General features: G+C 70.9%; 23 protein-coding genes and 1 pseudogene. 6 read left to right on the top strand and 18 right to left on the bottom strand.

The annotated features are described in order from the left end of the window. Nucleotides 1–188: 188 nt before the first annotated feature. The 6 genes and pseudogenes from GTY58_RS38395 to GTY58_RS38370 form a co-directional block, all read right to left on the bottom strand. A complete protein-coding gene (locus tag GTY58_RS38395) occupies nucleotides 189–983 on the bottom strand; it encodes an RNA polymerase sigma factor SigF (protein WP_010988795.1) in 795 nt (264 codons plus the stop codon). A 305-nt stretch (nucleotides 984–1,288) separates the two neighbouring features. Further along, a pseudogene (gene glgB, locus GTY58_RS38390) lies at nucleotides 1,289–3,465 on the bottom strand (1,4-alpha-glucan branching enzyme). Nucleotides 3,466–3,485: 20 nt separating this feature from the next. Next, a complete protein-coding gene (locus tag GTY58_RS38385; protein WP_010988792.1) occupies nucleotides 3,486–4,880 on the bottom strand; it encodes a hypothetical protein in 1,395 nt (464 codons plus the stop codon). Nucleotides 4,881–4,908: 28 nt separating this feature from the next. Continuing rightward, nucleotides 4,909–6,660, bottom strand: a complete 1,752-nt coding sequence (gene treS / locus GTY58_RS38380; RefSeq protein ID WP_010988791.1) for a maltose alpha-D-glucosyltransferase — start codon at nucleotides 6,658–6,660, stop codon at nucleotides 4,909–4,911. Then, nucleotides 6,657–8,654 (bottom strand): alpha-1,4-glucan--maltose-1-phosphate maltosyltransferase, encoded by a 1,998-nt coding sequence (locus GTY58_RS38375; protein ID WP_010988790.1) that lies wholly within the window; start codon nucleotides 8,652–8,654, stop codon nucleotides 6,657–6,659. The genes treS and GTY58_RS38375 overlap by 4 nt, the downstream gene beginning before the upstream one ends. Before the next feature lie 98 nt (nucleotides 8,655–8,752). Next, nucleotides 8,753–9,067, bottom strand: a complete 315-nt coding sequence (locus tag GTY58_RS38370; RefSeq protein WP_078234598.1) for a DUF5133 domain-containing protein — start codon at nucleotides 9,065–9,067, stop codon at nucleotides 8,753–8,755. A 305-nt stretch (nucleotides 9,068–9,372) separates the two neighbouring features. Between GTY58_RS38370 and GTY58_RS38365 the strand changes: the two genes are divergently transcribed. Further along, nucleotides 9,373–9,864, top strand: a complete 492-nt coding sequence (locus GTY58_RS38365) for a hypothetical protein (RefSeq protein ID WP_010988788.1) — start codon at nucleotides 9,373–9,375, stop codon at nucleotides 9,862–9,864. Between the two features lie 342 nt (nucleotides 9,865–10,206). Here GTY58_RS38365 and GTY58_RS38360 read toward each other — a convergent pair whose 3' ends face one another. Together GTY58_RS38360 and GTY58_RS38355 are read right to left on the bottom strand one after the other, a co-directional pair. Next, entirely contained in the window at nucleotides 10,207–10,878 is a 672-nt protein-coding gene (locus GTY58_RS38360; RefSeq protein WP_010988787.1) for a response regulator, read from the bottom strand. Then, nucleotides 10,878–11,906, bottom strand: a complete 1,029-nt coding sequence (locus tag GTY58_RS38355) for a sensor histidine kinase (RefSeq protein ID WP_242432219.1) — start codon at nucleotides 11,904–11,906, stop codon at nucleotides 10,878–10,880. Before GTY58_RS38355 ends, GTY58_RS38360 begins: the two co-directional genes overlap by 1 nt. Before the next feature lie 250 nt (nucleotides 11,907–12,156). Here GTY58_RS38355 and GTY58_RS38350 point away from each other — a divergent pair, with 250 nt between their 5' ends. Further along, the gene (locus tag GTY58_RS38350) at nucleotides 12,157–12,642 is read left to right on the top strand and encodes a TrkA C-terminal domain-containing protein (protein ID WP_037647132.1); all 486 of its coding nucleotides are present in this window, start codon (nucleotides 12,157–12,159) and stop codon (nucleotides 12,640–12,642) included. A gap of 4 nt (nucleotides 12,643–12,646) precedes the next feature. After that, nucleotides 12,647–13,888: a cation:proton antiporter gene (locus GTY58_RS38345; protein ID WP_010988784.1), complete on the top strand. Its 1,242-nt coding sequence runs from the start codon at nucleotides 12,647–12,649 to the stop codon at nucleotides 13,886–13,888. A gap of 53 nt (nucleotides 13,889–13,941) precedes the next feature. Here the strand turns inward: GTY58_RS38345 and GTY58_RS38340 are convergent, their stop codons facing one another. Continuing rightward, nucleotides 13,942–14,592 (bottom strand): hypothetical protein, encoded by a 651-nt coding sequence (locus tag GTY58_RS38340; RefSeq protein ID WP_037647221.1) that lies wholly within the window; start codon nucleotides 14,590–14,592, stop codon nucleotides 13,942–13,944. 99 nt (nucleotides 14,593–14,691) lie between these two features. Continuing rightward, a complete protein-coding gene (locus GTY58_RS38335; RefSeq protein WP_010988782.1) occupies nucleotides 14,692–15,267 on the bottom strand; it encodes a TerD family protein in 576 nt (191 codons plus the stop codon). A gap of 150 nt (nucleotides 15,268–15,417) precedes the next feature. Between GTY58_RS38335 and GTY58_RS38330 the strand changes: the two genes are divergently transcribed. After that, a complete protein-coding gene (locus GTY58_RS38330) occupies nucleotides 15,418–15,648 on the top strand; it encodes a hypothetical protein (protein WP_010988781.1) in 231 nt (76 codons plus the stop codon). Nucleotides 15,649–15,731: 83 nt separating this feature from the next. Here the strand turns inward: GTY58_RS38330 and GTY58_RS39945 are convergent, their stop codons facing one another. The 5 genes from GTY58_RS39945 to GTY58_RS38310 form a co-directional block, all read right to left on the bottom strand. Continuing rightward, nucleotides 15,732–15,908 (bottom strand): hypothetical protein, encoded by a 177-nt coding sequence (locus tag GTY58_RS39945; protein WP_010988780.1) that lies wholly within the window; start codon nucleotides 15,906–15,908, stop codon nucleotides 15,732–15,734. A gap of 176 nt (nucleotides 15,909–16,084) precedes the next feature. After that, complete coding sequence (locus GTY58_RS38325) at nucleotides 16,085–18,205, bottom strand: xanthine dehydrogenase family protein molybdopterin-binding subunit (RefSeq protein WP_010988779.1); 2,121 nt, start codon at nucleotides 18,203–18,205, stop codon at nucleotides 16,085–16,087. Between the two features lie 69 nt (nucleotides 18,206–18,274). Beyond that, a complete protein-coding gene (locus GTY58_RS38320; protein WP_010988778.1) occupies nucleotides 18,275–19,267 on the bottom strand; it encodes a xanthine dehydrogenase family protein subunit M in 993 nt (330 codons plus the stop codon). Continuing rightward, the gene (locus GTY58_RS38315; RefSeq protein WP_037647130.1) at nucleotides 19,264–19,878 is read right to left on the bottom strand and encodes a 2Fe-2S iron-sulfur cluster-binding protein; all 615 of its coding nucleotides are present in this window, start codon (nucleotides 19,876–19,878) and stop codon (nucleotides 19,264–19,266) included. Before GTY58_RS38315 ends, GTY58_RS38320 begins: the two co-directional genes overlap by 4 nt. A 29-nt stretch (nucleotides 19,879–19,907) precedes the next feature. After that, nucleotides 19,908–20,435 (bottom strand): DUF5709 domain-containing protein, encoded by a 528-nt coding sequence (locus GTY58_RS38310; protein ID WP_010988776.1) that lies wholly within the window; start codon nucleotides 20,433–20,435, stop codon nucleotides 19,908–19,910. 258 nt (nucleotides 20,436–20,693) lie between these two features. On the opposite strand from GTY58_RS38310, the gene GTY58_RS38305 reads away from it, so the two are divergent. Then, nucleotides 20,694–21,062 carry a DUF6479 family protein gene (locus GTY58_RS38305; protein WP_037647128.1) on the top strand — a complete coding sequence of 123 codons (369 nt, stop codon included), beginning with the start codon at nucleotides 20,694–20,696 and terminating at the stop codon, nucleotides 21,060–21,062. A 505-nt stretch (nucleotides 21,063–21,567) separates the two neighbouring features. Continuing rightward, on the top strand, nucleotides 21,568–21,864 hold the full coding sequence (locus GTY58_RS38300) for a hypothetical protein (RefSeq protein ID WP_306292883.1): 297 nt from the start codon (nucleotides 21,568–21,570) through the stop codon (nucleotides 21,862–21,864). Nucleotides 21,865–21,926: 62 nt separating this feature from the next. On the opposite strand, the gene hypE is transcribed toward GTY58_RS38300, so the two are convergent. From hypE to GTY58_RS38285, 3 genes are read right to left on the bottom strand one after another with little or no spacing between them, the layout of a single operon-like run. Continuing rightward, on the bottom strand, nucleotides 21,927–23,003 hold the full coding sequence (gene hypE / locus GTY58_RS38295) for a hydrogenase expression/formation protein HypE (protein WP_010988773.1): 1,077 nt from the start codon (nucleotides 23,001–23,003) through the stop codon (nucleotides 21,927–21,929). After that, nucleotides 22,996–24,120, bottom strand: a complete 1,125-nt coding sequence (gene hypD / locus GTY58_RS38290) for a hydrogenase formation protein HypD (RefSeq protein WP_010988772.1) — start codon at nucleotides 24,118–24,120, stop codon at nucleotides 22,996–22,998. Before hypD ends, hypE begins: the two co-directional genes overlap by 8 nt. Next, nucleotides 24,117–24,437 carry a HypC/HybG/HupF family hydrogenase formation chaperone gene (locus tag GTY58_RS38285; RefSeq protein ID WP_010988771.1) on the bottom strand — a complete coding sequence of 107 codons (321 nt, stop codon included), beginning with the start codon at nucleotides 24,435–24,437 and terminating at the stop codon, nucleotides 24,117–24,119. The genes hypD and GTY58_RS38285 overlap by 4 nt, the downstream gene beginning before the upstream one ends. Between the last annotated feature and the right edge of the window lie 35 nt (nucleotides 24,438–24,472).

The following is a 24,472-nucleotide window of genomic DNA, read 5'->3' as shown; positions in this document are numbered from 1 at the left end:
CGCCGTCGCCCCGCGCCGTTCGCGTCTCGCCGGGAAAGCGGAGTTTCGAATGGCCCACCGGGGCTACTCCGGGAACTGACGGCACGCTGGCAAACCGCCCCCGGGAGGGTTCGGCAGTGAGCTCGCCGCATACGGCCGCCCGGATCGACGGACTCGTCCGGGCGGCCGCATGCGTTCCGGCTCCTTCGCTAGGCGACATCGGCCAGCGTCTCCTCGCGCATCCTGGCGCAGCAGCCGCTGATCAGGCGCGAGACGTGCATCTGCGAGATGCCGAGCTGCTCCGCGATGCTGCTCTGGGTCATGCCGCGGAAGTAGCGCAGGTAGAGGATGGTGCGTTCGCGTTCGGGCAGCGCTCGCAGGGAAGGCTTGACGGCCTCACGGTCGACGACGAGGTCGTAGCCGGAGTCGGGGCCGCCCAAGGCGTCCGACAGCGCGTAGCCGTCGTCGCTTCCGGGCAGCTCAGCGTCCAGCGACAGGGCGGTGAAGGTGTCCATGGCCTCCAGGCCGATCTGTACGTCGTCCTCGCTCAGCTGTGCGTGCTCGGCGATCTCCGTGACGGTGGGCTCGTGCCCCGGCACGGTCTGGGACAGCTCCTTCGCCGCCACCCGCACCCGGTTGCGCAGGTCCTGGACACGCCGCGGTACATGCAGGACCCACATGTGGTCCCGGAAGTGCCGCTTGATCTCGCCCGTGATGGTGGGGACGGCATAGCTCTCGAACGCGTTCCCCCGTGCCGGGTCGTAGCGGTCGACTGCCTTGACCAGACCGACTGCCGCGACCTGGCAGAGGTCCTCGGTGGACTCGCCCCGCCCCCGGTAGCGCCACGCGATGCGCTCCGCCATGGGAAGCCAGGCGCGGACGATCTCGTCGCGCAGCGCCTGCCGCTCGCGCCCGTCCGGCAATCCGAACAGCCGCTCGAAGTCCGCGGCCGTGTCGGGGGCGTCGTCATGCGGGTGCTGCTTCGTTCCAGTCGTGGTGCGCATGGGTGCTTGCAACTCCCTCAAGCGGTGCTGAGTGGACAGTCGCCATGGGAGGGCGCGCACGCAACTCTCGGGACACACCCGGGGGCCTGACGGGCAGCTCCCATCGGACGTGCCTCCTGTCCGAAGCACTAGGGAGGAAATTCCCCCCTGGTTCGCCGTCAAAACAATTGCTTTGGTGATGTGACACCGCGCATTCGGCCGAATCGGAATCGTAACGGCGACGGCGGCCCTGGGAAATTCCCGCAGTTTCCCAGGGACCGAATTTCCCGCGGGCCCATTTTCTCCGAAGGGGAACTGGGAACGGCTCAGGCCGGCCGGAGCCAGACGGTGGCGAGCGGCGGCAGGGTCAGCCGGATCTCGCCGGACTCGGGCTTGACGGGGTCGGGACAGATGAGGTCGCTGCCGCCGTAGCGGGCGGCGTCGGTGTTGAGGGCTTCCTGCCAGGCGGGGATGTCGTCGGGGACGCCGAGACGGTAGTCGTGGCGGACGACCGGGGAGAAGTTGCTGACGGCGAGGAGCGGGGTGCCGTCGGCGGCGTGGCGCAGGAAGGCGAAGACGTTGTCCTCGGCTGCGTCACCGACGACCCAGGCGAAGCCGGAGGGGTCGGTGTCGCGCTCCCACAGGGCCGGCTCGGCGCGGTAGAGCGTGTTCAGATCGCGTACGAGGTCCCGCATGCCCCGGTGGTCGCCCGCCGAGTGGTACTCGTCGTCCAGCAGCCACCACTCCGGCCCGTGCTCCGGCGACCACTCCGCGCCCTGGGCGAACTCCTGCCCCATGAAGAGGAGTTGCTTGCCCGGATGGGCCCACATGAAGCCCAGGTAGGCACGGTGGTTGGCACGCCTCTGCCACCAGTCGCCCGGCATCTTCGACACCAGCGCCTGCTTGCCGTGCACGACTTCGTCGTGGGAGATGGGCAGGACGTAGTTCTCGCTGTAGGCGTACACCATGGAGAAGGTCATCTCGTGGTGGTGGTACTTGCGGTGCACGGGCTCGTGCTGCACATAGCCGAGGGAGTCGTGCATCCAGCCCATGTTCCACTTCAGGCCGAAGCCGAGGCCGTTGTCATGTGTGGCGCGGGTGACGCCGTCCCAGGCGGTGGACTCCTCGGCGATCGTGATCACCCCGGGCACCCGCCGGTAGAGGGTGGCGTTCATCTCCTGGAGGAAGGCGACCGCGTCCGGGTTGTCCCGGCCGCCGAACTCGTTCGGGCTCCACTGCCCTTCCTCGCGGGAGTAGTCCAGGTAGAGCATCGAGGCGACGGCGTCCACGCGCAGCCCGTCGATATGGAATTCCTCGCACCAGTACACGGCGTTGGCGACGAGGAAATTGCGTACCTCTTTGCGCCCGTAGTCGAATTCGAGGGTTCCCCAGTCGGGATGCGCGGCGCGCTGCGGGTCTTCGGGTTCGTAGAGGGGGCGTCCGTCGAATTCGGCCAGGGCCCAGTCGTCGCGGGGGAAATGGGCGGGCACCCAGTCCATCAGGACGCCGACGCCGGCCCGGTGCAGGGCGTCGACGAGGTATTTGAAGTCGTCGGGGGTGCCCAGGCGGGCGGTGGGGGCGTAGAAGCCGGTGACCTGGTAACCCCAGGAGCCGCCGAAGGGGTGCTCCGCGACGGGCAGCAGCTCGACATGGGTGAAGCCCAGGTCGGCGACGTAGGCGGGGAGCTGTTCGGCGAGCTGGCGGTACGTCAGTCCGGGTCGCCAGGACGGCAGGTGGACCTCGTACACGGAGAACGGCGACTCGTGCACGGGACGCTCGCCGCGCGCGGCCATCCACGCCCCGTCCGCCCACGCGTACGACGACTCCGTCACGATCGAGGCGGTCGCCGGGGGCACTTCGGCACGGCGGGCCATCGGGTCCGCGCGCACGGTGTGTGTGCCGTCGGGGCGGGTGATCTCGAATTTGTACAGTTCGCCTTCGCCGATGCCGGGCACGAACAGCTCCCACACACCGGAGGAGCCGAGCGAGCGCATGGGAAACGCGGCCCCGTCCCAGCGGCAGAAGTTCCCGCAGACCCTGACGCCGCGCGCGTTCGGCGCCCAGACGGTGAAGCGGGTACCCAGGACCCCCGCGTGGGTCATCACCCGGGCGCCGAGCGCCGTCCACAGCTCCTCGTGCCGGCCCTCGTTGATGAGGTGCAGGTCCAGCTCGCCGAGCGCGGGCAGGAAGCGGTAGGCGTCTCGGTCTCGTGGACCGTGCCCTCGTAGGCCACGTGCAGCCGGTAGTCCGGTACGGCGCGCAGCGGCAGCAGGCCGGTGAAGAAGCCGGCGCCGTCGTCGTGCAGCTCGGTGCGCAGGTCGTCGGTGACGACGGTGACGGACAGCGCGTACGGGCGCAGCACCCGGAAGGCGACCCCGCCGGGCACGGGATGCGCGCCGAGCACGGAGTGCGGGTCGTGATGCGTCCCGGACAGGAGCCGGTCGCGGTCACCCGGTGCCACCGGGGCCGGCCGAGCGCCGGACGGCGGGGCCGGGGTGGAGATGGGGGGAACAGCATGTGCGTTCACTGCGGCCTCCTTGCGCCCAGCGGCTGCCGGTCGGCAAGCCGTGCGATCGCCGCCATGGGTACCGGCAGCCACTCGGGTCGGTGCCGGGCCTCGTACAGGACCTCGTACACCGCCCGGTCCGTCTCGTATGCGCGGAGCAGTTCGGGCTCCTCGCGCGGATCCCAGCCCGCCTCGTCCGCATAGCCCCCGCAGTAGGCGTCCCGGCAACGCCGGGCCCAGTCCGGCCGCCACGGGTGACGCGCGTGCGCGGCGTAGTCGAAGGACCGCAGCATGCCCGCGACGTCACGCACGGGCGACTGGGCACGACGGCGTTCGGGGAGCGGGCGGGCCGGCTCGCCCTCGAAGTCGATGAGGTGCCAGCGTCGGCCGGTGCGCAGCACCTGGCCGAGATGCAGGTCGCCGTGGATCCGCTGGGCGGGACGGGGTGTGTCGACGGCGGCGAGCGCGTCGAAGGCCGAGCGCAGGGCGGGGGCGTGCGGCAGGAGTTCCGGTACGGACCGGGCCACGGCCTCCAGGCGCCGTGTCATCCCGGCCGCGAGCCGTCCGTTGTGGTGCCGCTGCTGGAACTCGAGCGGGAAGGCCGCGGCCAGCGCCAGATGCACCTCGGCGGTGGCCCGCCCCAGCTCGTGCGCCTCGTCGATGAAGTCCCGGCCCGAGTCCAGAGCCTGGAGCGCCCGTGTCCAGCCGTCGGCGGCATCGGGCAGGAACGGCTGGAGCACGCCGAGGGTCGCCCCCCATGGAAGGGAGGTACGGATCCACGCCACCGGCGCGGGTACGCGGTCACAGCCCTGTCGGGCCAGGGCCCAGGGCACCTCGAGGTCGGGGTTGATGCCGGGCTGGACGCGGCGGAACACCTTCAGGATGTACCGGTCCCCGTACACCAGCGAGGAGTTGGACTGCTCGGCGTCGAGAAGGCGCGGCTCGAGACCGGCGGGCAGCGTCACCCCGAGGTCCCGCTCGAAACGCAGGGGTCCTACGACGCCCGGGGTGCGCAGCCGCTCCAGGAGCAGCGCCGTCGACCTCCGGTCCTGAAGGGCGTCGTAGACCATCAGGCCGGCCAGCGGGCCCTCGTCGGCCCGGCCGATGACGGCACGGGCCGGCTGGGCCGGGACCGTCTCCCCCACACCTAGGAAGAGTTGGTAGCAGTCGTGGACGGAATGCTCGTCGGAACCGCTGCCGGCGGCCTGCTCGGCGTGTCCGGCCTGGAGCAGGAGGTGCAGACAGCCCGGGTGCAGTTCGGTCACCGACAGCAGGGCGAGATCCATGACCGGCCGGCCCTTGCCCGCGAACCAGCGTTGCGTCGGCAGCCACTCCCGCAGCAGACCGGCCAGCGAGGTCAGCAGCGGCCCGGGGCTGAGGCGGCTCGGGCGGAGCGGTGCGGTCTTCGGCATGGCGTCGCGTTCCTTTCCGGGCCATGGATCAAGAGCTCACGAACAAGCTCACCTTGGTGACCTGGGTGACGTCCTTGCGGAGCCGGAACCAGTAGAAGCCGTGGCCTGCCAGGGTCAGCAGATACGGGAGTTCCCCGATGGCCGGGAAGCGGACACCGCCGATCAGCTCGACCGGATGACGGCCGCTGAACGCCCGCAGATCCAGCTCCGTGGGCTGCGCGAACCGGGAGAAGTTGTGCACGCACAGCACCAGGTCGTCCCCGTTCCCCCCGGTCGAGGGGGCCTCCCGCAGGAACGCGAGGACGGCCGGGTTCGAGGACTGGAGTTCGGTGTACGAGCCGAGGCCGAACGCCGGGTTCTGCTTACGGATCTCGATCATCCGCCGGGTCCAGTGCAGCAGCGAGGACGGCGACGACATCGACGCCTCCACGTTCGTGACCTGGTACCCGTAGACCGGATCCATGATCGTGGGCAGATACAGACGCCCCGGGTCGCAGGACGAGAAACCCGCGTTGCGGTCCGGCGTCCACTGCATCGGCGTGCGCACCGCGTCCCGGTCACCGAGCCAGATGTTGTCCCCCATCCCGATCTCGTCGCCGTAGTAGAGGATCGGCGAGCCGGGCAGCGACAGCAGCAGCGCGGTGAACAGCTCGATCTGGTTGCGGTCGTTGTCCAGCAGCGGCGCCAGACGCCGGCGGATGCCGATGTTGGCCCGCATCCGCGGATCCTTGGCGTACTCCGCCCACATGTAGTCGCGTTCCTCGTCGGTGACCATCTCCAGGGTCAGCTCGTCGTGGTTGCGCAGGAAGATGCCCCACTGGCAGCTCGACGGGATCGCCGGCGTCTTCGCCAGGATCTCCGACACCGGATACCGCGACTCACGCCGCACCGCCATGAAGATCCGCGGCATGACCGGGAAATGGAACGCCATGTGGCACTCGTCGCCGCCCGAGGGGAAGTCGCCGAAGTAGTCGACCACGTCCTCCGGCCACTGGTTCGCCTCCGCGAGCAGCACCGTGTCCGGATAGTGCGTGTCGATCTCCTTGCGCACCCGCTTCAGGAACTCGTGCGTCGCCGGCAGGTTCTCGCAGTTCGTCCCCTCTTCGTTGTACAGGTAGGGGACGGCGTCCAGCCTGAAGCCGTCGATGCCCAGATCGAGCCAGAACCGCAGCGCCGCCAGGATCTCCTCCTGGACGGCGGCACTCTCGTAGTTGAGGTCGGGCTGGTGGGAGAAGAAGCGGTGCCAGTAGTACTGCTTGCGGACCGGGTCGTACGTCCAGTTGGAGGCCTCGGTGTCGACGAAGATGATCCGGGCGTCCTGGTACTGCTTGTCGTCGTCGGCCCACACGTAGTAGTCGCCGTAGGGGCCGTCGGGGTTGCTGCGGGACTCCTGGAACCACGGATGCAGGTCACTGGTGTGGTTCATCACGAAGTCGATGATCACGCGCATGCCGCGCTGGTGGGCCGCGTCCACGAACTCGACGAAGTCGGCCAGGTCACCGAACTCGGGCAGCACCGCGGTGTAGTCGGAGACGTCGTAGCCGCCGTCGCGCAGGGGGGACTTGAAGAACGGCGGCAGCCACAGGCAGTCCACGCCCAGCCACTGCAGATAGTCCAGCTTGGCGGTCAGGCCCTTCAGGTCGCCGACACCGTCGCCGTTGCTGTCCTGGAAGGAGCGGACCAGGACCTCGTAGAAGACGGCGCGTTTGAACCACTCCGGATCGCGGTCCTTGGCGGGCGTGTCCTCGAAGGTGTCCGGGACGGGCTCGTTGACGATCATCGTGTGGGTGACCCTCCGATCTGCGGTGAGGACGGTCGCAGGACGGTGAGAACGTGCGCGGGCCGGTGCCCCGGCTCCAGACGCACATAGTTGGCCCTGCCCCAGTGGTAGCTCTCCCCGGTGAGCTCGTCGCGCACCGGCACGAACGCGGCCCAGTCCAGACCGAGTTGCGGCATGTCCAACGAGACCGTCGCCTCCTGGGTGTGGTGCGGATCCAGGTTCGCCACCACCACGACCGTGTCCCGGCCCGAGCGCTTGCTGTACGCGATCACAGCGTCGTTGTCGGCATGGTGGAAGTGGACATTCCTGAGCCGGCGCAGGGCACTGTGCTCCCGCCTGATCCGGTTGAGCGAGGTGATCAGGGGTGCGATGCTGCGTCCCTCGCGCTCGGCCGCCGCCCAGTCCCGCGGGCGGAGCTGGTACTTCTCCGAGTCGAGGTACTCCTCGCTCCCGGCGCGCACCGGGGTGTTCTCGCACAGCTCGTAGCCGGAGTACACCCCCCACGACGGCGACAGCGTCGCCGCCAGCACCGCCCGCACCTCGAAGGCCGGCCGCCCGCCACGCTGGAGGAACTCATGCAGGATGTCCGGGGTGTTGACGAAGAAGTTCGGCCGCATAACGGCCGCCGCCTCCCCCGACAGCTCGGTCAGGTACTCCGTCAGCTCCCGCTTGCTGTTGCGCCAGGTGAAGTACGTGTACGACTGCTGGAAACCGACCGCCGCCAGCGCCCGCATCATCGCCGGCCGCGTGAACGCCTCCGCCAGGAAGATCACATCCGGATCCGTCCGGCCGACCTCCCCGATCACCCGCTCCCAGAACACCACCGGCTTCGTATGCGGATTGTCCACCCGGAAGATCCGCACCCCATGACCCATCCAGAACCGCAGAACCCGCACCGTCTCCGCGATCAGCCCCGGCATGTCCCGGTCGAACGCGATCGGATAGATGTCCTGGTACTTCTTCGGCGGGTTCTCCGCGTACGCGATCGTCCCGTCCGGACGGTGATGGAACCACTCCGGATGCTTCTCCACCCACGGATGGTCGGGAGAGCACTGAAGCGCGAAGTCGAGGGCGATCTCCAGGCCCAGGGCCGCCGCACGACGTACGAAGGCGTCGAAGTCCTCGATCGTGCCCAGCTCTGGGTGCACGGCGTCGTGACCGCCCTCCGGTGAGCCGATCGCCCATGGCGACCCGACATCCCGGCGGCTCGCCGACAGGGTGTTGTTGGGGCCCTTGCGGAACGCCGTTCCGATGGGGTGGATCGGCGGGAGGTAGACGACGTCGAAGCCCATCCCGGCGATCGCGGGCAGCCGCTCCGCCGCCGTGGCGAAGGTGCCGTGCACCGGGTCCACGCGGCCGCTCTCCGAACGCGGGAAGAACTCGTACCAGGAACCGAACAGCGCCCGCTCCCGCTCCACCAGCAGCGGCAACGGCTCCGACGACGTGAGCAGTTCACGCAGCGGATGCCGCGCGAGGACCGTGTCCGCCTCGACAGTGAGCGCCGCGGCGAGCCGGGACGTGGCGGGGCGCTCGGTGTCGCGCAGGGCGTCGGCGGCGGCCAGCAGGATCTTCCGCCCCTTCCCCTCCGGCACGCCGTACGCCGCGCGCTCGAACAGGTCGGCGCCCTCCGCGAGGACGAGTTCGGTGTCGATCCCGGCCGGGATCTTGATCCCGGCGTGATGGCGCCAGGTGGTGACCGGATCGCTCCAGGCCTCGACCAGGTACGTCCAGTTGCCGACCGTCCATGGCGTGACGTCGGCGCCCCAGCGGTCGGCCCCGGGGTCCAGTTCACGCATGGGCGTCCAGGGGCCGCTGCGGCCCTGCGGATCCGTGAGGACGACATTGGCGGCGACCGCGTCATGACCTTCGCGGAAGACCGTGGCGGTGACCTGGAACGTCTCCCCTTCCACGGCCTTCGCGGGACGTCTGCCGCCCTCGACGAGGGGGTGGACGTCCAGGATCGGTATGCGGCCGATGACGGGATTCCGGTTCATGGGTTTCGCCTCCTCCGGCCGTGGTCGATCCGGTCTGCGATGGGGTGGTGTGCGGTCGGTCGGGCCGGTCCGCACCGGGCCGACGCGACCGACGGACCTCAGGCGTTGCTTGCCGTACGCGCGGGAGAACCGGTTGCCGTACGCGCGGGAGAACCGCTTGCCGTGCGCGCGGGAGAGCCGGTGCGTGTCCTCCGCTCGTGCGGTGCCGCCGCCGAGCCGGTGCGCAGAAAGTGTTCGGCGGCGTCCGCGGCCTCGCGGGCGCACCGTTCCCCCATCAACACGCAGAGGGTGTAACCCGTGTTCTCGAAATTTCCCCGTACCACGAGGTTGTCGGGAGCAGCGAGCATCAGGCGCTCCCACGCCCGGTACCGCTGGAGATATCTGGCGACCTCGGTTCTGGCAGGCAGCAGCATCGCTCCAGTCACCTCCTACTTTCTCGTGCAAGCACAGGGGGACCGTGGTGCAGGTGATGGCCGTAACGGATCGGCGTCGACCCGTTACGGATTCAAAAACTTTTACCCATGGTGCACGGAAGACCACCGAGCGTCCTGTTCGGATTTCAACCAGCTGTTCACCGGTCCGCTCGGGTTGCGCGAATGGAGTACCCCGCTCACCCTGAGACTGACTCAGAAGCGATGACTGCTCACGCTTCGTGTTCGGGGCTCGGCCTGCAAGGGCGAGGAGAAGCTGGAGCTTCGCCGGTGAGGAGCCAACGACAATGAAGACCGCAGCGCCCTGTTACTACCACCTCGACGTGGAGGTCAGTCCGGAACGGATCGGACACGTCCGCCGGATTCTGGCCGCCCATCTCCGGTACTGGAATCTGGAGACACTCGTCGAGCCGGTCTGCCACTGTGCCGAAGTGCTACTGCACACGATCGACGAGCACGCGGCGGACAAGAACACCACCCTCGAGATGTGGTGGAACGGTCAGCACCTCATCACCGCGGTGCAGGACAGCGACCAGGACGTCCGCCCGCACTACGCGCCGCGCGGCTGCCTGACGCAGATCGCCGCGATGAGCGACGGCTGGGGCTGTTGTGCCACGAATACCGGCGGCAAGATCATTTGGTTCTCGCGCCGGGCTCTGGCCGCCGACCATGCCCCACTGGTTCCGACGGCTCCGTGGCCCACGCTGCGCGAGGCACGCCCGGTTCCCCGCGCACTGCCCGAACCCCTCCCGCGGGTGCCCGAGCCGGCTGTCTCCTAGCCGGAGGTTCCCGGTGGCCCTGTCACCGGACGGTTCTCCCGTGGCCCCGTCGCGGCCGACACCCGACGGGGCCGAACCTTGCGCGGCCAGGCCGCACCGAGGCGCGGCGGACGGCTCGACGAGCGCCGGTCGGCGAGTTTCGAAGAGCGGCCGGTCGGCGAGTGCGCCGGCGCGAAGCCGGGCGGCGAGGCACCGAAGTCGGCGCTGATCGCCGTCAGGGCGCCGTGCCCTGCCGACCGCCGGTCCCGCGCGGCCGTGCCGTCCTCCTACCCGGCCGCAGTCTTCCTGCGACGGGTCGGGGCGGGCGCGCAGCGCGTGCGTGCGGCACCGCGTCGCGACGGGTCACGGTTCGACGAGGCCGGCCCGGATCGCGTACCGGGTGAGTTCCAGGCGGTCACGCAAGCCCAGCTTCTGGAGCAGGTTCGCGCGGTGGCGTTCGACGGTCTTCGCGCTGATGAAGAGGAGTTCGCCGATCTCCTTCGACGTGTGTCCCTCGGCCACCAGCTTGAGGATCTCCTCCTCGCGCTCGGTGATGGTCCGCTCGGGCAGTCCTTCGCCCCGGTGGACGCGGTCGAGGTAGGTGCGTACGAGCGCGGTCTCCGCCCCTGGGTAGAGGAACGGCTCGTCGCGCATCGCCGCCCGGCACGCCTCGACCAGGTCGCGGTCGGCCACGGACTTCAGGACGTAGCCGCAGGCACCGGCTTTGAGCGCCTCGAAGAAGTACTGCTCGTTGTCGTACATCGTCAGGATGAGGATGCGCAGCTCGGGCAGGCGGCGGGAGAGTTCGCGGGCCGCCTGGAGTCCGGTCATGCGGGGCATGGCGACGTCCAGGACGGCGAGGTCCACGTCCGTCGTCCGGGCCAGGGCGACCGCCTCCGCGCCGTCGCCGGCCTCGGCCACCACGCTCAGGCCGGGTTCGCCGTCCAGGATGAGCCGTACGCCCCGCCGTACGAGCGCGTGGTCGTCGGCGAGCAGGACGCGGGTCGGGCGCTGGGCGGGCGGGGGAAGAGACATCAGCGCGCTCCGTGGGGAGGGGTTCCGGTGCGGGGCCCGGACCGGTCGCCGGTGCTCGTCGCGTTCATCACGCTCGTCGTGCTCGTCGTGCTCGTGGTGCTCGTGATGCGCAGCCTGATGTCGGTGCCCCGGTCGGGCCCGGGCTCCACCGCGAGGCCGGCGCCGATCAGCAGGGCCCGCTCGCGCATACCGCGGATCCCGGCGCCCTCCGGCGCCCGGCCGGCTCCTGTGCCGTTGTCGCGTACGAGTAGTTCGACTCCGTCGGCGACCCGGTGGAGCCGGAGTTCGGCGCGATCGGCACCGGCGTGCCGTGCGGTGTTGGTGAGCCCTTCCTGCGCCACCCGGTAGACCACGAGTTCCGTCTCCTCGCTCAGCTGTGGCAGTTCGCCGTCGAAGTGGTGGCGCACGCTCAGTCCGTGGGCGGTGAACTCGGTCGTGAGGGCGCGGAGGGCGCTGAGCAGGCCCAGTTCCTCCAGGACACCGGGGCGTAGCCGGCGGGCGATGCGGCGGATCTCGTCCAGGCTGCCGCGGGTGGCCTCCTGTGCCTGCCTCACCTCCGCGCGCAGCCCCTCGGGCGCCCGGTCGGCGACGCGCCTGAGCTGAAGGAGGACGGCGGTGAGGGTCTGGCCGACCTCGTCGTGGAGTTCCTGGGAGACGCGGTGGCGTTCGCGCTCCTGGGCGGAGAGGGCCCGGGCCGCGCTGGTGGCGCGCTCGGTCTCCAGCCGGTCGAGCATGGTGTTGTACGTGGAGATCAGATCGGCCATCTCCGCCGGACCGGTGACGACCGCACGGGCCCCCGGGTGCAGCAGATCGGCGGTGGCCATGGCCCGCCCCAGCCGTTGCAGCGGGGCGAGCCCGATCCACAGCACGACGGCGTTGACGACGAGCATCACGGCAAGGCCCGCGAGGACGACCAGCGCCTCGCCGGGCAGCACGGGGGTCGACACGGTGACCGGACCCAGCAGCAACGCGGTGGCCACGGTCAGGCCGACGGCGTTGAGCAGGAAGATCCGCCGGAACAGCGACACGCTCCTCTTTCCGTCCCCTCCGGTCGGCGTCCCCCGGTGCTCCCGGGGCGTTCCCTCTTTCCCGGACCGCGGCCATGCCGCCGCCCCGACCAGCCTCTCCGCTCGCCGCCGCCCGCGTCCATCCGTCATGACACCCATGTCGCCACCGTACGGAGTGATGGCAGCATGACGGTTTTGGGCAGGGTTCAGAACGTCCATCACCAAGACGTCAGCAAGGCGATCAGCAAGACCATCAGCAAGGGGAAGAAACGTGTCTGCACCACGTCTCAGGGCGACACCGCTGCCGGGCATCGGGGTCCAGTACGACCTCATGACGCGAGAACACCGCCATCTGTCGGTGGTGGCGCACCGCGACGGCGCCCGCACGGTGAGCGTGTACCGGGCCGACGACCCCGACTCCTGTGCGCAGTCGCTGCGGCTGACGAGTTCCGAGGCGGGCTCGCTGATCGATGCGCTCAAGCCCTCCCACCACAGTGCGAGCCTGCTGTACACCACGGACCTCGGGCTGGTCGCCGAGCGCGTCGAGGTCGCCGCGGCCTCCCGTTGGAACGGACGGGTACTGGGCGAGACCCGGATGCGGACCGAGACCGGCGCGTCCGTGGTGGCCGTACTGCGCCGAGCGGAGGCGATCCCGTCTCCGGCCCCGGACTTCCGGCTCACGGGCGGTGACACCCTCATCGTCATCGGCACCCGCGAGGGCGTCGACGCCGCCGCGGCGATACTCGGACGGGAGTGAACCTGTGCACTCCGCGGTCCTGCTGATCGAGTTCGGCGCCATCATCCTCTCTCTCGGGCTGCTCGGCCGGGCGGCCGCCCGGCTGCGGTTCTCCCCCATCCCCCTGTATCTGCTGGCCGGACTGGCCTTCGGCGAGGGCGGGCTGCTGCCCCTCGGCGCGAGCGAGGAGTTCGTCGCCACCGGCGCCGAGATCGGCGTCATCCTGCTGCTGTTGATGCTCGGCCTGGAGTACACGGCCGGCGATCTGGTCTCCAACCTCAAGGCCCACTACCCGGCCGGCCTGGTCGACTTCACCTGCAACGCCCTGCCGGGCGCGGCCGCCGCGCTGCTGCTCGGCTGGGGCCCGGTGGCCGCCGTGGTGCTCGCGGGCGTCACCTGGATCTCGTCGTCCGGTGTCATCGCCAAGGTGCTGGGCGATCTGGGCCGGGTCGGCAACCGGGAGACCCCGGTCATCCTCAGCATTCTCGTCCTGGAAGACCTGGCGATGGCGGTGTACCTGCCCATCGTCACCGCACTGGTGGCCGGGGCCGGGCTGGCGGCCGGCAGCGTGACCCTGGCCGTCGCGCTGGCCGCCGCGGGCCTCGTCCTGTTCGTGGCCCTCCGCTTCGGGCGGCTCATCTCCCGCTTCGTCTCCAGCGACGACCCGGAGAAGCTGCTCCTGGTCGTCCTGGGGCTGACGATTCTGGTCGCCGGGATCGCCCAGCAGCTCCAGGTGTCCGCCGCGGTAGGGGCGTTCCTGGTCGGCATCGCCCTGTCCGGCGAGGTCGCGGAGGGCGCGCACACGCTGCTCAGCCCGCTGCGGGACCTGTTCGCCGCCGTGTTCTTCGTCTTCTTCGGACTGCACACCGACCCGGCCAGCATCCCGCCTGTCCTGCTGCCGGCCCTCGCGCTGGCCGCCGTCACCGCCGTGACGAAGATCGCGACCGGGTACTGGGCCGCGCGGCGGGCCGGGATCTCCGTGAAGGGCCGCTGGCGGGCGGGCGGCGCGCTGGTGGCGCGCGGGGAGTTCTCGATCGTCATCGCGGGACTCGCCGTCACCGCCGGGATCGAGCCCTCGCTCGGCCCGCTGGCCACCGCTTACGTGCTGCTCCTGGTCGTACTCGGCCCGCTCACCGCCCGCTACACCGAGCCCCTGATCGCCCGGCTGAACGCCCGCTCCGGCCGTGTCCGCCCGGAACACCGGGACGCTCCGGTGCCGACGGAACCGGAGGGCGACACGCGAGCACAGACGACGGTCGGCGACTGAAGGCGGCGGGGGCGTCGCCCAACCGAGCAGGACGCGGTCGGCGCCCGTGGCGGTCAGTCGTCGATCGTGCGCAGGAAGTGGTCCGCGTCCTCGGGCTCGCCCAGCCTGCCGACCTCGAGCCAGGAGCCGTCGCTGAAGCACAGCCGGAAAGTGGCGAAACCGCGCGGCTGTCCGGCCTCACCCTCGACGCTCACCTCGCGCGCCGGGAACTCGGCGACGATCCGGAAGTCGCCGGCCCTGGTGGGCGACAGCCGACGGCGCGGGGACGCGGCCAGGCAGACTCGGTCGCGGGTCAGCAGGACGAGCCGCTTGGGGTTGGGCGAGCGTCCGTACCAGCGCAGCAGCAACTGGCCCGCGGTCAGGCTCCAGTCGCCGTCGAAGACACCGTTCGCGGCCTCCCGGCCGGGGTCGCGGTCACGGCCCCCGCCGGGCGTCGGCCCCTGCCTCCGGGGAGGCGCCTGCGCCCGGTCGAGCCTCCCGCCCAGCCTGTCGATCAGCATCATCGGGACGACGACGAAGAAGAACAGTACGGCTCCGACGTACAGCAGCCAGTGGTGTCCGGGCTTGAGCCGCCCCTTCCCCGCCGCCCGGTGGACCTCCTCCGGCGGCCGGGGGATGCGGCGGTGAACCTCGCACCAGACGAGAGCCACCGGGTCCTCGCCCAGGAGGCGGCGGGCTTGTCGCCGTACCTTTCGCTTCGCCATGCGCAACACCCCGGGAAAGCCGGACACCGCCCCCGCACTCCGCCGGGGCGTTCGGCCCTCCTCCCCCTTCCGCTCTCCCTTGTCTCCCTCGTCTCCCCGTCAGACGTTCACGCCGTAGTCGGACGCGATGCCCGCGAGGCCCGATGCGTATCCCTGGCCGACCGCGCGGAACTTCCACTCGCCGCCGTGCCGGTAGAGCTCGCCGAAGACCATCGCCGTCTCGGTCGAGGCGTCCTCGGACAGGTCGTAGCGGGCGAGTTCGACATTGTTGGCGCGGTTCACCACGCGGATGAAGGCGTTGCTGACCTGGCCGAAGCTCTGGCCGCGCGACTGCGCCTCGTGGATGGAGACCGGGAAGACGATCTTGGTGACCTCGGCCGGCACCTGGGCCAGTTCGACGTTGATGGACTCGTCGTCGCCCTCGCCCTCACCGGTCAGGTTGTCGCCGGTGTGCTGGACCGAACCGTCCGGGCTCGTCAGGTTGTTGTAGAAGACGAAGTGCAGGTCGGAGACGACCCGGCCCGAGCCGGAACACAGCAGCGCACTCGCGTCCAGGTCGTATGCGGCACCGGTGGTCGTCCGCACGTCCCACCCGAGGCCCACCGTCACCGCGGTCAGGCCCGGAGCCTCTTTGCTCAGCGAAACGTTGCCGCCCTTGGCCAGAGTTACGCCCACGGTGTTCCTCCACTGCTCCGATGATCGGCCGTCCCCCCGTGGGAACGCCGGAACACCTCATCCGGTTCCATCGGGGCGCGCAACTCGTGAAGCTTGGGAGTGACAGAGCTCACACAACTTCACAGATTGCGCAACATCTAAAGTGCGGGCATGGATCTTCGCATCTCGACGAAATCGCAGACGGCGGTACTCGCCGGCGGACCGGCGGACGGCCTGCGCATGCGGGTCGCCGACCGGCCCTCGGTGCTCCAAGTGACCTACCCCTGCCCGCTCGACGCCCCCGCGGAGGGCGTACGCGTGGAGGCGCTGTACATCTACCGGCGTGCACTCGGCAGCCAGGACGAGCCGCTCACCTACGGCTACGACCCGGCCAGCCCCTGATACGGCCGTCCCCTCATCCCCGCACCTGTCGCTCCTGTCCGGGGCCGCGGCCGGGCTCACCGGCGTCAGGGCCACGGGTCCGCTCAGTCCTCGCCCCTGACGATGTTCTCCTCGGCCCCCTGCTCCGGGGAGCAGGAGCGTTCGCCGTCATCGCGGGCCGAGACACAGGTACGTACGCCGTCTCCCCGCAGGTGGCGGGCCTTCGCCCACCCCGTCCTGGGGCGAGAGACGACGGACTTCCGGTTGGTCTGCGCGGTCACAACGCTTCATCTTCTTTCTGGAGCTTCTGGCACTGTCGGCACGTCCTGCACCTCTGGCACTTCGGGCACTTCCAGCACTTCGGGCACTTGCGTTCCCGTTGTCTGCCGTTCGAGTCCCCGCCGACGTTTCGGGCAAACCTCTCCTCCCCTCCATAGGGGATCCTGAGCAGTGGGCCCTAACCTCCACTCACCGAGCCCGGCGTCGCCAGGCCGCCGAGCACCCGGTCAGGCGTCAGGGGCAGTTCGCGGAACCGGACGCCCGTGGCGTGGTGCACGGCGTTGCCGATGGCGGCCGCCGTGCCCACGATGCCGATCTCCCCGATGCCCTTGCTGCCCATGGGGTTGAGATGGGGGTCGTCCTCGTCGACCCAGTACGCCTCGATGTCGCGGACGTCGGCGTGCGCGGGCACGTGATAGGCCGCGAGGTCGGACTCCGTGAAGTCGCCGAACGCGGGGTCCATCGTGCTGCCCTCGGTCAACGCCATGCCCAGTCCCATGGTCATGCCGCCGATGAACTGGGAGCGGGCGGTACGGGCGTTGAGGATGCGGCCCGCCGCGTACACGCCGAGCAGTCGGCTCACGCGGACCTCCCCCGTGACCGTGTCGACGGCGACCTCGGCGAAGTGGGCACCGAACGCGTGGCGGGCGTAGGCGCTTTCGGCGTCGGCGTGGCCCGCGGTGTCGGCGTTCGTGACGATTCCCTGGTCCGGCACGGGACCCGTGCCCTCCGCCAGTCGTGCGCGCAGTCGTGTGCACGCCTCGTGCACGGCCCAGCCCCAGGACGCCGTCCCCGAGGAGCCGCCGGCCAGCGGCGCCGACGGCAGGTCGCTGCTTCCCACCTCGGAGCGGACCCGATCCACCGGGACACCGAGGGCATGGGCGGCGATCTGCGCCATGACGGTGCGGGCTCCCGTGCCGATGTCCGTGGCGTTGATCCGTACCACGAAGTCCCCGCCGGGCAGGGCCTGCGCCGTGGCGGTGGCCGGCGAGACCAGGACGGGATAGGTGGCGGCCGCCACTCCGGTGCCCATCAGCAGCGGGCCCGCCGTTCTGGCGCGCGGGGCCGCGGGGCGTGCGGCCCAGTCGAAGCGGCGGGCGCCCTCCCGCAGGCACTCGACGAGATGGCGGCTGCTGAAGGGCCGGCCGCTGTCGGGCTCCGCGTCCGGCTCGTTGGCGATGCGCAGTTCCACGGGGTCCATGCCGAGTTCGACGGCGAGTTCGTCCATCGCCGACTCCAGCGCGAACATGCCCGGCGCCTCGCCGGGGGCCCGCATCCATGACGGGCTGGGCACGTCGAGCGGCACCACGCGATGGCTGGTGAGGATGTTCGCCGCCGCGTACATCACGCGCGCGGGTGTCGCGGCCTGTTCGACGAACTCCTTGATCCGGGACGTGTGGGTGGTGACCTCGTGCAGGACGGCGGCCAGGGTCCCGTCGGCCGCGGCGCCCAGGCGGACGCGGTGCAGTGTGGGGGCGCGGTGCCCGACCACGGCGGGCAGAAATCGCCGGGGCAGGGCGACCGTGACGGGCCGGCCGGTCTCGCGCGCGGCCATCGCGGCCAGCACGACATGCGGGCGGGGCGTCCCCTTGCAGCCGAAGCCGCCGCCGACGTGCTCGGCGACGACGGTGACACGGTCCTCGGGCAGCTCGAACAGGCCCGCGAGGACGGTACGTACCGTGGTGGCGCCCTGACTGGAGTCGTGCACGACGAGTCTGCCGCCCTGCCAGGAGGCGGTGGCCGCGTGCGGCTCCATGGGGTGGTTGTGCAGCGGCGGCAGCCGGTAGCCGACGTCGACGCGGACCGGCGCCGAGGTGAACGCCCACTCGGGGTCGCCGTGTTCGCGGTGTGCCGGATACCCTCCGTTCGCCGTGTCCGGCGTGTAGGCCTCGGGGTGGGTCTCGGTCAGCGTCACGTCGTGGTCCTCGGCCGCGTAGTCGACCCGGACGGCGGCGGCGCCCGCCCGGGCCTCCTCCAGGGTCTCGGCGACGACCAGGGCGACGAACCAACCGCGGTGCGGTACGCGCGGGTTCTGGAGCACGGCGAGCGTGGGGTCCTCCGGTTCGGCGAGCCGAGGCGCGTTCTCGTGCGTGAGCACCGCGAGCACCCCGGGCAGGTCCAGCGCGGCTCGGGCGTCGATCGCGCGGACCGCACCGCGCCCGATCGCCGCGGGCACCGGCCATCCGTGCGCCCGGCCCGGCAGCGGATACTCGGCGGCGTAGCGGGCGGTGCCGGTGACCTTGTCCCGGCCCTCCCGGCGCTCGACGGGTGCGCCCAGGGCGGTGGGTGCGTCGGCCATGGGGTCCTCCTGACGGGTTGCCTGAGGGGTGTCTGAGGTGTGCCGGACGGTTGCCTGTGGGGCGCCGGTTCAGGCCCCGCCGGGCGGTGTGAGCCGGGCCAGGACGTCGACGGCGAGATTGCGGGCCAGGTCCACCTTGTAGGCGTTGTCGCGCAGCGGCCGGGCGGCGTCGAGTTCGAGATCCACAGCGTGCTCGAACGCGGCCCGGGTCGGGGCGGCACCCAGCAGCGCCTCCTCGGCGCGCCGGGCCCGCCAGGGCCGGTGGGCCAGCCCGCCGAAGGTGATCCCCACGTGCTCGACCACGCCGTCCCGCACCTGCAGCACCGCCGCCACCGAGGCGAGAGCGAAGGCGTACGAGGCGCGGTCGCGGGCCTTGCGGTAGAGCGAGGGAAGTCCGGCCGACGCGGCGGGGAGGACGACACCGGTGATGAGTTCGCCGGGGCGCAACTCCGTGTCCCGCTCGGGGCGGTCGCCGGGCAGCCGGTGGAACTCGGCTGCCGGGACGGAGCGTTCGCCGTCGGCGCCGTACAGCTCCACGCGCGCGTCGAGGGCGGCGAGCGCGACCGCCATGTCGGAGGGGTTCGTGGCGATGCAGTGCTCCGAGTGGCCGAGCACCGCGTGATCGCGGTGGACCCCGTCGCGGGCGCCGCAACCGGTGCCCGGCGCCCGCTTGTTGCACGGCTTGGTCACGTCCTGGAAGTAAGGACAACGGGTGCGCTGGAGCAGGTTGCCGCCGGTGGTGGCCACGTTGCGCAACTGCCCGGAGGCCCCGGCGAGGAGGGCCTGCGAGAGCACCGGATGGCGGTCACGGACCAAGGGGTGGGCGGCGAGGTCGCTGTTGCGGACGGTGGCGCCGATCCGCAGCGACCCGTCGGCCAGTTCCTCCACGGTGTCGAGCGGCAGCCGGCTGACGTCGATGAGAGCGGCCGGCTGCTCCACGCCGAGCTTCATCAGGTCGACGAGATTGGTACCGCCGGCGAGATAGCGCGCGCCGGGCCGGGAGGCATGGGCGTCGGCCGCCTCCTGGACGCTGCCGGCACGTACGTAGGCGAAGGGCTTCATCGGATCACGTCCTCGACGGCCTCGACGATGTGCGTATACGCGCCGCAGCGGCAGAGGTTGCCGCTGAGCCGCTCGCGGATCTCGTCCCTGCCGAGCGGTACGGGCTGCCCGGAGGGCCTGGCGGGGTCGGTGACGCGGGAGGGGTGGCCCGCCTCCGCCTCCGCCAGGGCGCCCAGGGCGCTGCAGATCTGTCCGGGCGTGCAGTATCCGCACTGGAAGGCGTCCCGCTCCAGAAAGGCCCGCTGGAGCGGATGGAGTCCGGCGCCGCCGCCCTCGACGAGACCGTCGCCGCCGGCGAGTCCCTCCTCGCCGACGACCTCACCAGTGCCGGCGAGCCCCTCGATGGTGGTGATGTCGCGGCCGTCCTGGGCGACCGCCGGCAGCAGACAGCTGTTGACCCGGCGGCCGTCCACGAGGACCGTGCAGGCACCGCACTGGCCGTGGTCGCAGCCCTTCTTCGCGCCGGTGAGGTCGAGGTCTTCCCGCAGGACGTCCAGGAGGACGGAACGGTGGTCCACGGTGAGCGTGTACAGCTTGCCGTTGACCCGCAGAGTGACCTCGGAGCGGTGAGGGTCGGGCGCCGCGACGCCGGGCTCGGTGTGGGAATCCATGGAACACCTCCGGACAGGGGCCACCGGCCCTACAGCGGATAGTCGTCCTCGTCGGGGACGCGGTGGACGGCCGCCTCCTCCGCGGAAGCCGCGCCGCCGTCGATGCCGACGTCCTCGGCGAGCAGATCCTTCTCCGCGTCGTCCTCGGCGAGCAGGTCCTTCTCCGCCTCCTCGCGTACACCCTCGTCGAGGGCGACGAGACGGCCCGCCGGCTCGTCGCCGACCTCGTCGTCGAGGGGCTCTCCCTCGCCGTCGCGCAGGTCACCCGGATCGTCGGCGTCCGCGGGATCCCCGAACTCCTCCAGCGCAGGATCGGGCCGCTCCTCGGCCAGCCTGTGGTCCAGGCTCTCGCCCTCCCGCTGCTCGCGCGCGGTCGTGCCCTCGTGCTCGACGCCGAGCGGACGCTCGGGCGGCGACCATCCCTCGTCGTACGGGTCCGATCCGCGGTCGCCGAGGGTGTCCTCCGGGTCGAGGATGCCCTCGTCCTCCCGGTCCTCGGGGCCCTCGGGCTGGTACACCTCGTCGCCCATGAGGTCGTCGCCGTTCTGGCTGCCCATCTGTTCGCTGCCTTTCGGGATGACTGGATGCCGTGCGGCCCGCCTGTCCAGGCTGAGCCCGTCCACACGTTCGCGCACTTCAGGGACATCGTGAAAAAACCCGGCGCCGACGAGGACGCGCGCTGTGCGAACCCGCACGATCACCGTCCGTGCCGGAGCCGCCGTCCCGGAGCCCGCGCACCGGACCGCTCGCGTGCGCCTGTCCACCATCGGAGGGCTGTGGGGTATCGCCGCCGAGGTCCGGGGTACTCGACAGAAATGAACACGACCCACTATGAGGCAATTGCTTCGAATGCCGCTTTCGGAATGTTCGCCGCCTTCGTCGGCGGTCTGGTCATCGTCGGCGCGTTGGTGTGGGCGGTGCGCTTCGGCACCAAGGTGCGCCGCCGCGAGCCGGGACCGCCCCGACGCGAGGAGCAGCCCACGCTGCCGGAGTCCGGGCCGGTTCACGAGACGCGACAGAGGCGGGAGCCCGACGAGGTCCCCAGGGCGGCGAACGAGAGCGAACGGCTCACCCCGCACGACCTCCACGCGTCCGGAAGCAAACCGAGCGAGAACCAGCAGCGGCCACGCTGGGACGAGGGCGCCGGCGGTTCGTTCGGCAGCGGCGGCCCCGGGAGGTCGTGAACCCCGTAGCGACGCCGGGGCTGAGGCCCTGGCATCCGGCGCGGCGGTGGACACCGTACACCGGTGTCCACCGCCGCGCCGCAGGCTGGTGCCCCCGCCCCGGGAGAGCACGGGGGTACCAAGCTTTCCTGCGCCGTCGGGGTACCGGCCTACCGGTCATCCCTGTCTTCCGCCGGCGCCGCGAGTACCCCAGGGCCGGCCGGCGACACATGCCCGCGCGCGGGTGACCGCGCCGCCCGCGCCGGACGAGGCACCGTCGAACCCGAAACGGAACCGGAATCCGGAACCGATCCCGGCCTGTCCGGAACCCGTCCGCACCGGACAACAATGTGACCAATGCATCACATAGTGGGAGAATTTCCCCATCGCGGAGACGCGCAGCCGGCGCTCCCACACTGAACAGGCAGGTCGGCCCATGCCGAAGAAATCACATTCGTCCGAGCCGTCGCACGGGGAGGGCCCGAGTCGTCACCGGGGTACCGGGCAGCACGGCTGGTCACCTGATGTGGATGAGACCCGTCAGCAGGACAACCCGAGCGCTCACCGCTCCTTCCACCCAGCCGAACACGCCGGCGACAGGGGCCGGGGCCGGACGAAGTCCGCGGAGGAGACGAAGTCCGTTCCCGGTGAGACCGCGAAGAGCGGCAGCGCGCGCGGCGAGGAGTACGCCGAGGAGTCCGAAGAGGGCAGGCAGGACACCGGCCGCAGGGGTCGCTCCCAGCGGCCCAGCGGCAGCAAGGACGCTTCCTCCTACACCGGTGTGGACCCCAAGGACCCGCCGTCCAGGCATCGGCCGGGTTAGCGCCGCCCGCTCGGCGCCACCCCGGCCGTCCCGGTCCTCTCCTCGCCGGGCGGAGCCGCGTCTCAGCAGATCCGCGGCAACTGCTCGCCGATCGGCAGGTCGACGACCCTGGTGCCGCCCAGTCCCGTCCGGGCCACCACCATCCCTGGGTGGGCCTCCACCGCCTCGCCGATGATCCTGGCGTCGGCACCCAGCGGGTGGGCCCGCATCGCGCCCAGGACCGCGTCGGCGTGCTCGCGCGGCACGAAGGCCACCAGCTTGCCCTCATTGGCGACGTACAGGGGGTCCAGGCCCAGAATGGCGCAGGCGTTGGCCACGGCCGGCGGAACCGGGACGTCGCGCTCCCGGACGACCACCCCCGCGCCGGAGGCCGCCGCGATCTCGTTCAGCGCGGCCGCCAGCCCCCCTCGCGTGGGATCGCGCAGCACATGCAGATCCGGGGTGACGGCGAGCATGGCGTCGACCAGGCCGCCGAGCGCCGCGCAGTCGCTTTCGATCTCCACACCGAATTCCAGGCCTTCGCGGACGCTCATGATCGCCACACCGTGTACGCCGATGGCACCGCTGACGATGACGACGTCGCCGGGGACGACCCGCTGCGGACGCAGATCGACGCCCGCCGGGATGAGGCCGATGCCCGCCGTGTTGATGAAGATCCCGTCGCCGTGTCCTGCCTCCACCACCTTGGTGTCGCCGGTCGCCACCTCGACGCCGGCGGTGCGCGCCGCCGCCCCCAGCGCCTCGGCCACCCGGGCGACCACCTCCACTTCGACGCCCTCCTCCAGGATGAATCCGCAGGAGAGGTAGGCGGCGCGGGCGCCGCTCATGGCGAGGTCGTTGACGGTGCCGTTGACGGCGAGATCGCCGATGCTGCCGCCGGGGAAGAACAGCGGCCGCACCACGAAGGAGTCGGTGGAGAACGCCAGCCGGACACCGCCCAGCGAGAGAGCGGCGGCGTCACCCATCTGGGCGAGCACCTCTCCCCCGAAGGCGGGGGCGAAGACGTGCTGGACCAGCTCGGCGGAGAGTGCCCCGCCTCCGCCGTGGCCCATGACGACGCGCGGCCGGTCACGCAGCGGGGCGGGACAGGTCCAGGCCTCGAGGGTCGCCGGCCCGCGGAGATCGGTGGTCTCAGACAACGGGGCTCGCCTCCCGGGCGGCGGTGGTGATGTCCAGTCGCCGGTAGAGGTAGTACGCGGCGCAGGCGCCCTCGCTGGAGACCATGGTGGCTCCCAGGGGGGTACGGGGTGTGCAGACGGTGCCGAAGGCCTCGCACTCGTGCGGCTTCAGCATTCCCTGCAGAACCTCGCCGCTGCGGCATTCGGCCGGTTCGCGCGTCTGGATCCCGTCGACCGAGAAGCGGTACTCGGCGTCGTGGTCGCGGTACTTGGGTGACAGCCGCCAGCCGCTGTCGGGGATCACACCGATGCCTCGCCAGGCCCGGTCGGTGACCTCGAAGACATCCTCGAGCATGGCCTGCGCGGCCGGGTTGCCCTCCGGGCGGACGGCACGGGCGTACGCGTTGTCGACGGTGTGCTCACCCCGTTCCAGCTGGAGAACGGTGCGGCGTACGCCTTCGAGGATGTCCAGTGGCTCGAACCCGGTCACGACGATCGGGACGCGGAAGCGTTCGGCCAGTTCCGGGTACTCCCCCACGCCCATCACGCTGCACACGTGCCCGGCCGCGAGGAAGGCCTGGACGCGGCAGTTCGGCGCCGACATGATCGCCTCGATGGCGGGCGGCACCCGGACGTGGGACACCAGCAGGCTGAAGTTCGGGATGCCGAGCCGACGGGCCTGATGGACCGTCATGGCGTTGGGGGGTGCCGTCGTCTCGAAGCCGATGCCGAAGAACACCACCTCGCGGTCCGGGTTCTGCCGCGCGATCCGCAGGGCGTCGAGCGGCGAGTAGACGACGCGTACATCGCCGCCTTCGCTGCGTACCTGGAACAGGTCGCGACCGGTGCCGGGCACACGGAGCATGTCACCGAAGGAGCAGAAGATCACCTCCGGCCGGGAGGCGATCTCCAGAGCCTTGTCGATGACCTCCAGCGGGGTCACGCACACGGGACAGCCCGGGCCGTGGATCAACTCGACCTGTTCCGGGAGGAGTTGGTCGATGCCGTGCCGGATGATGGTGTGCGTCTGACCTCCGCAGACCTCCATCAGGGCCCACGGCCTGGTCACCGTGGAGTGGATGTCGTCGAGGAGCCGGCGCGCCAGTTCCGGGTCCTGGAATTCGTCGATGTACTTCACTTCCGCACCTCCTCGATGACGGCGTCGCCCACGGGCGGGGTGGCCCCGCCCGCTTCCGCCGCCTGTTCCCAGGGGTCGCCGAACTCCTCCTGCAACATGCCGAGCTGGGCGAAGAGTTCGAGCGTCTGCTTCGCCGATTCCTCGTCCAGGCGTTGCAGTGCGAACCCGACGTGGACGATGGCGTACTCGCCGACCTGGAGGTCGGGCAGGTACTCCAGGCACACCTCCTTGACCACACCGCCGAAGTCGACGGTGGCCATTCGGGTGCCGTCACGTTCCTCGATGTCCAGCACTCTGCCGGGTACCGCCAGGCACATGGGCCTCTCCTTGCTGTCTTGCTGTGGGTCGCGCG

The organism is Streptomyces sp. SID5469 (assembly GCF_009862865.1).
In the GTDB taxonomy this organism is placed as follows: domain Bacteria; phylum Actinomycetota; class Actinomycetes; order Streptomycetales; family Streptomycetaceae; genus Streptomyces; species Streptomyces avermitilis.
The sequence above is the reverse complement of the archived record's forward strand: the minus strand, read 5'-3'. Positions and strand labels throughout refer to the sequence as shown.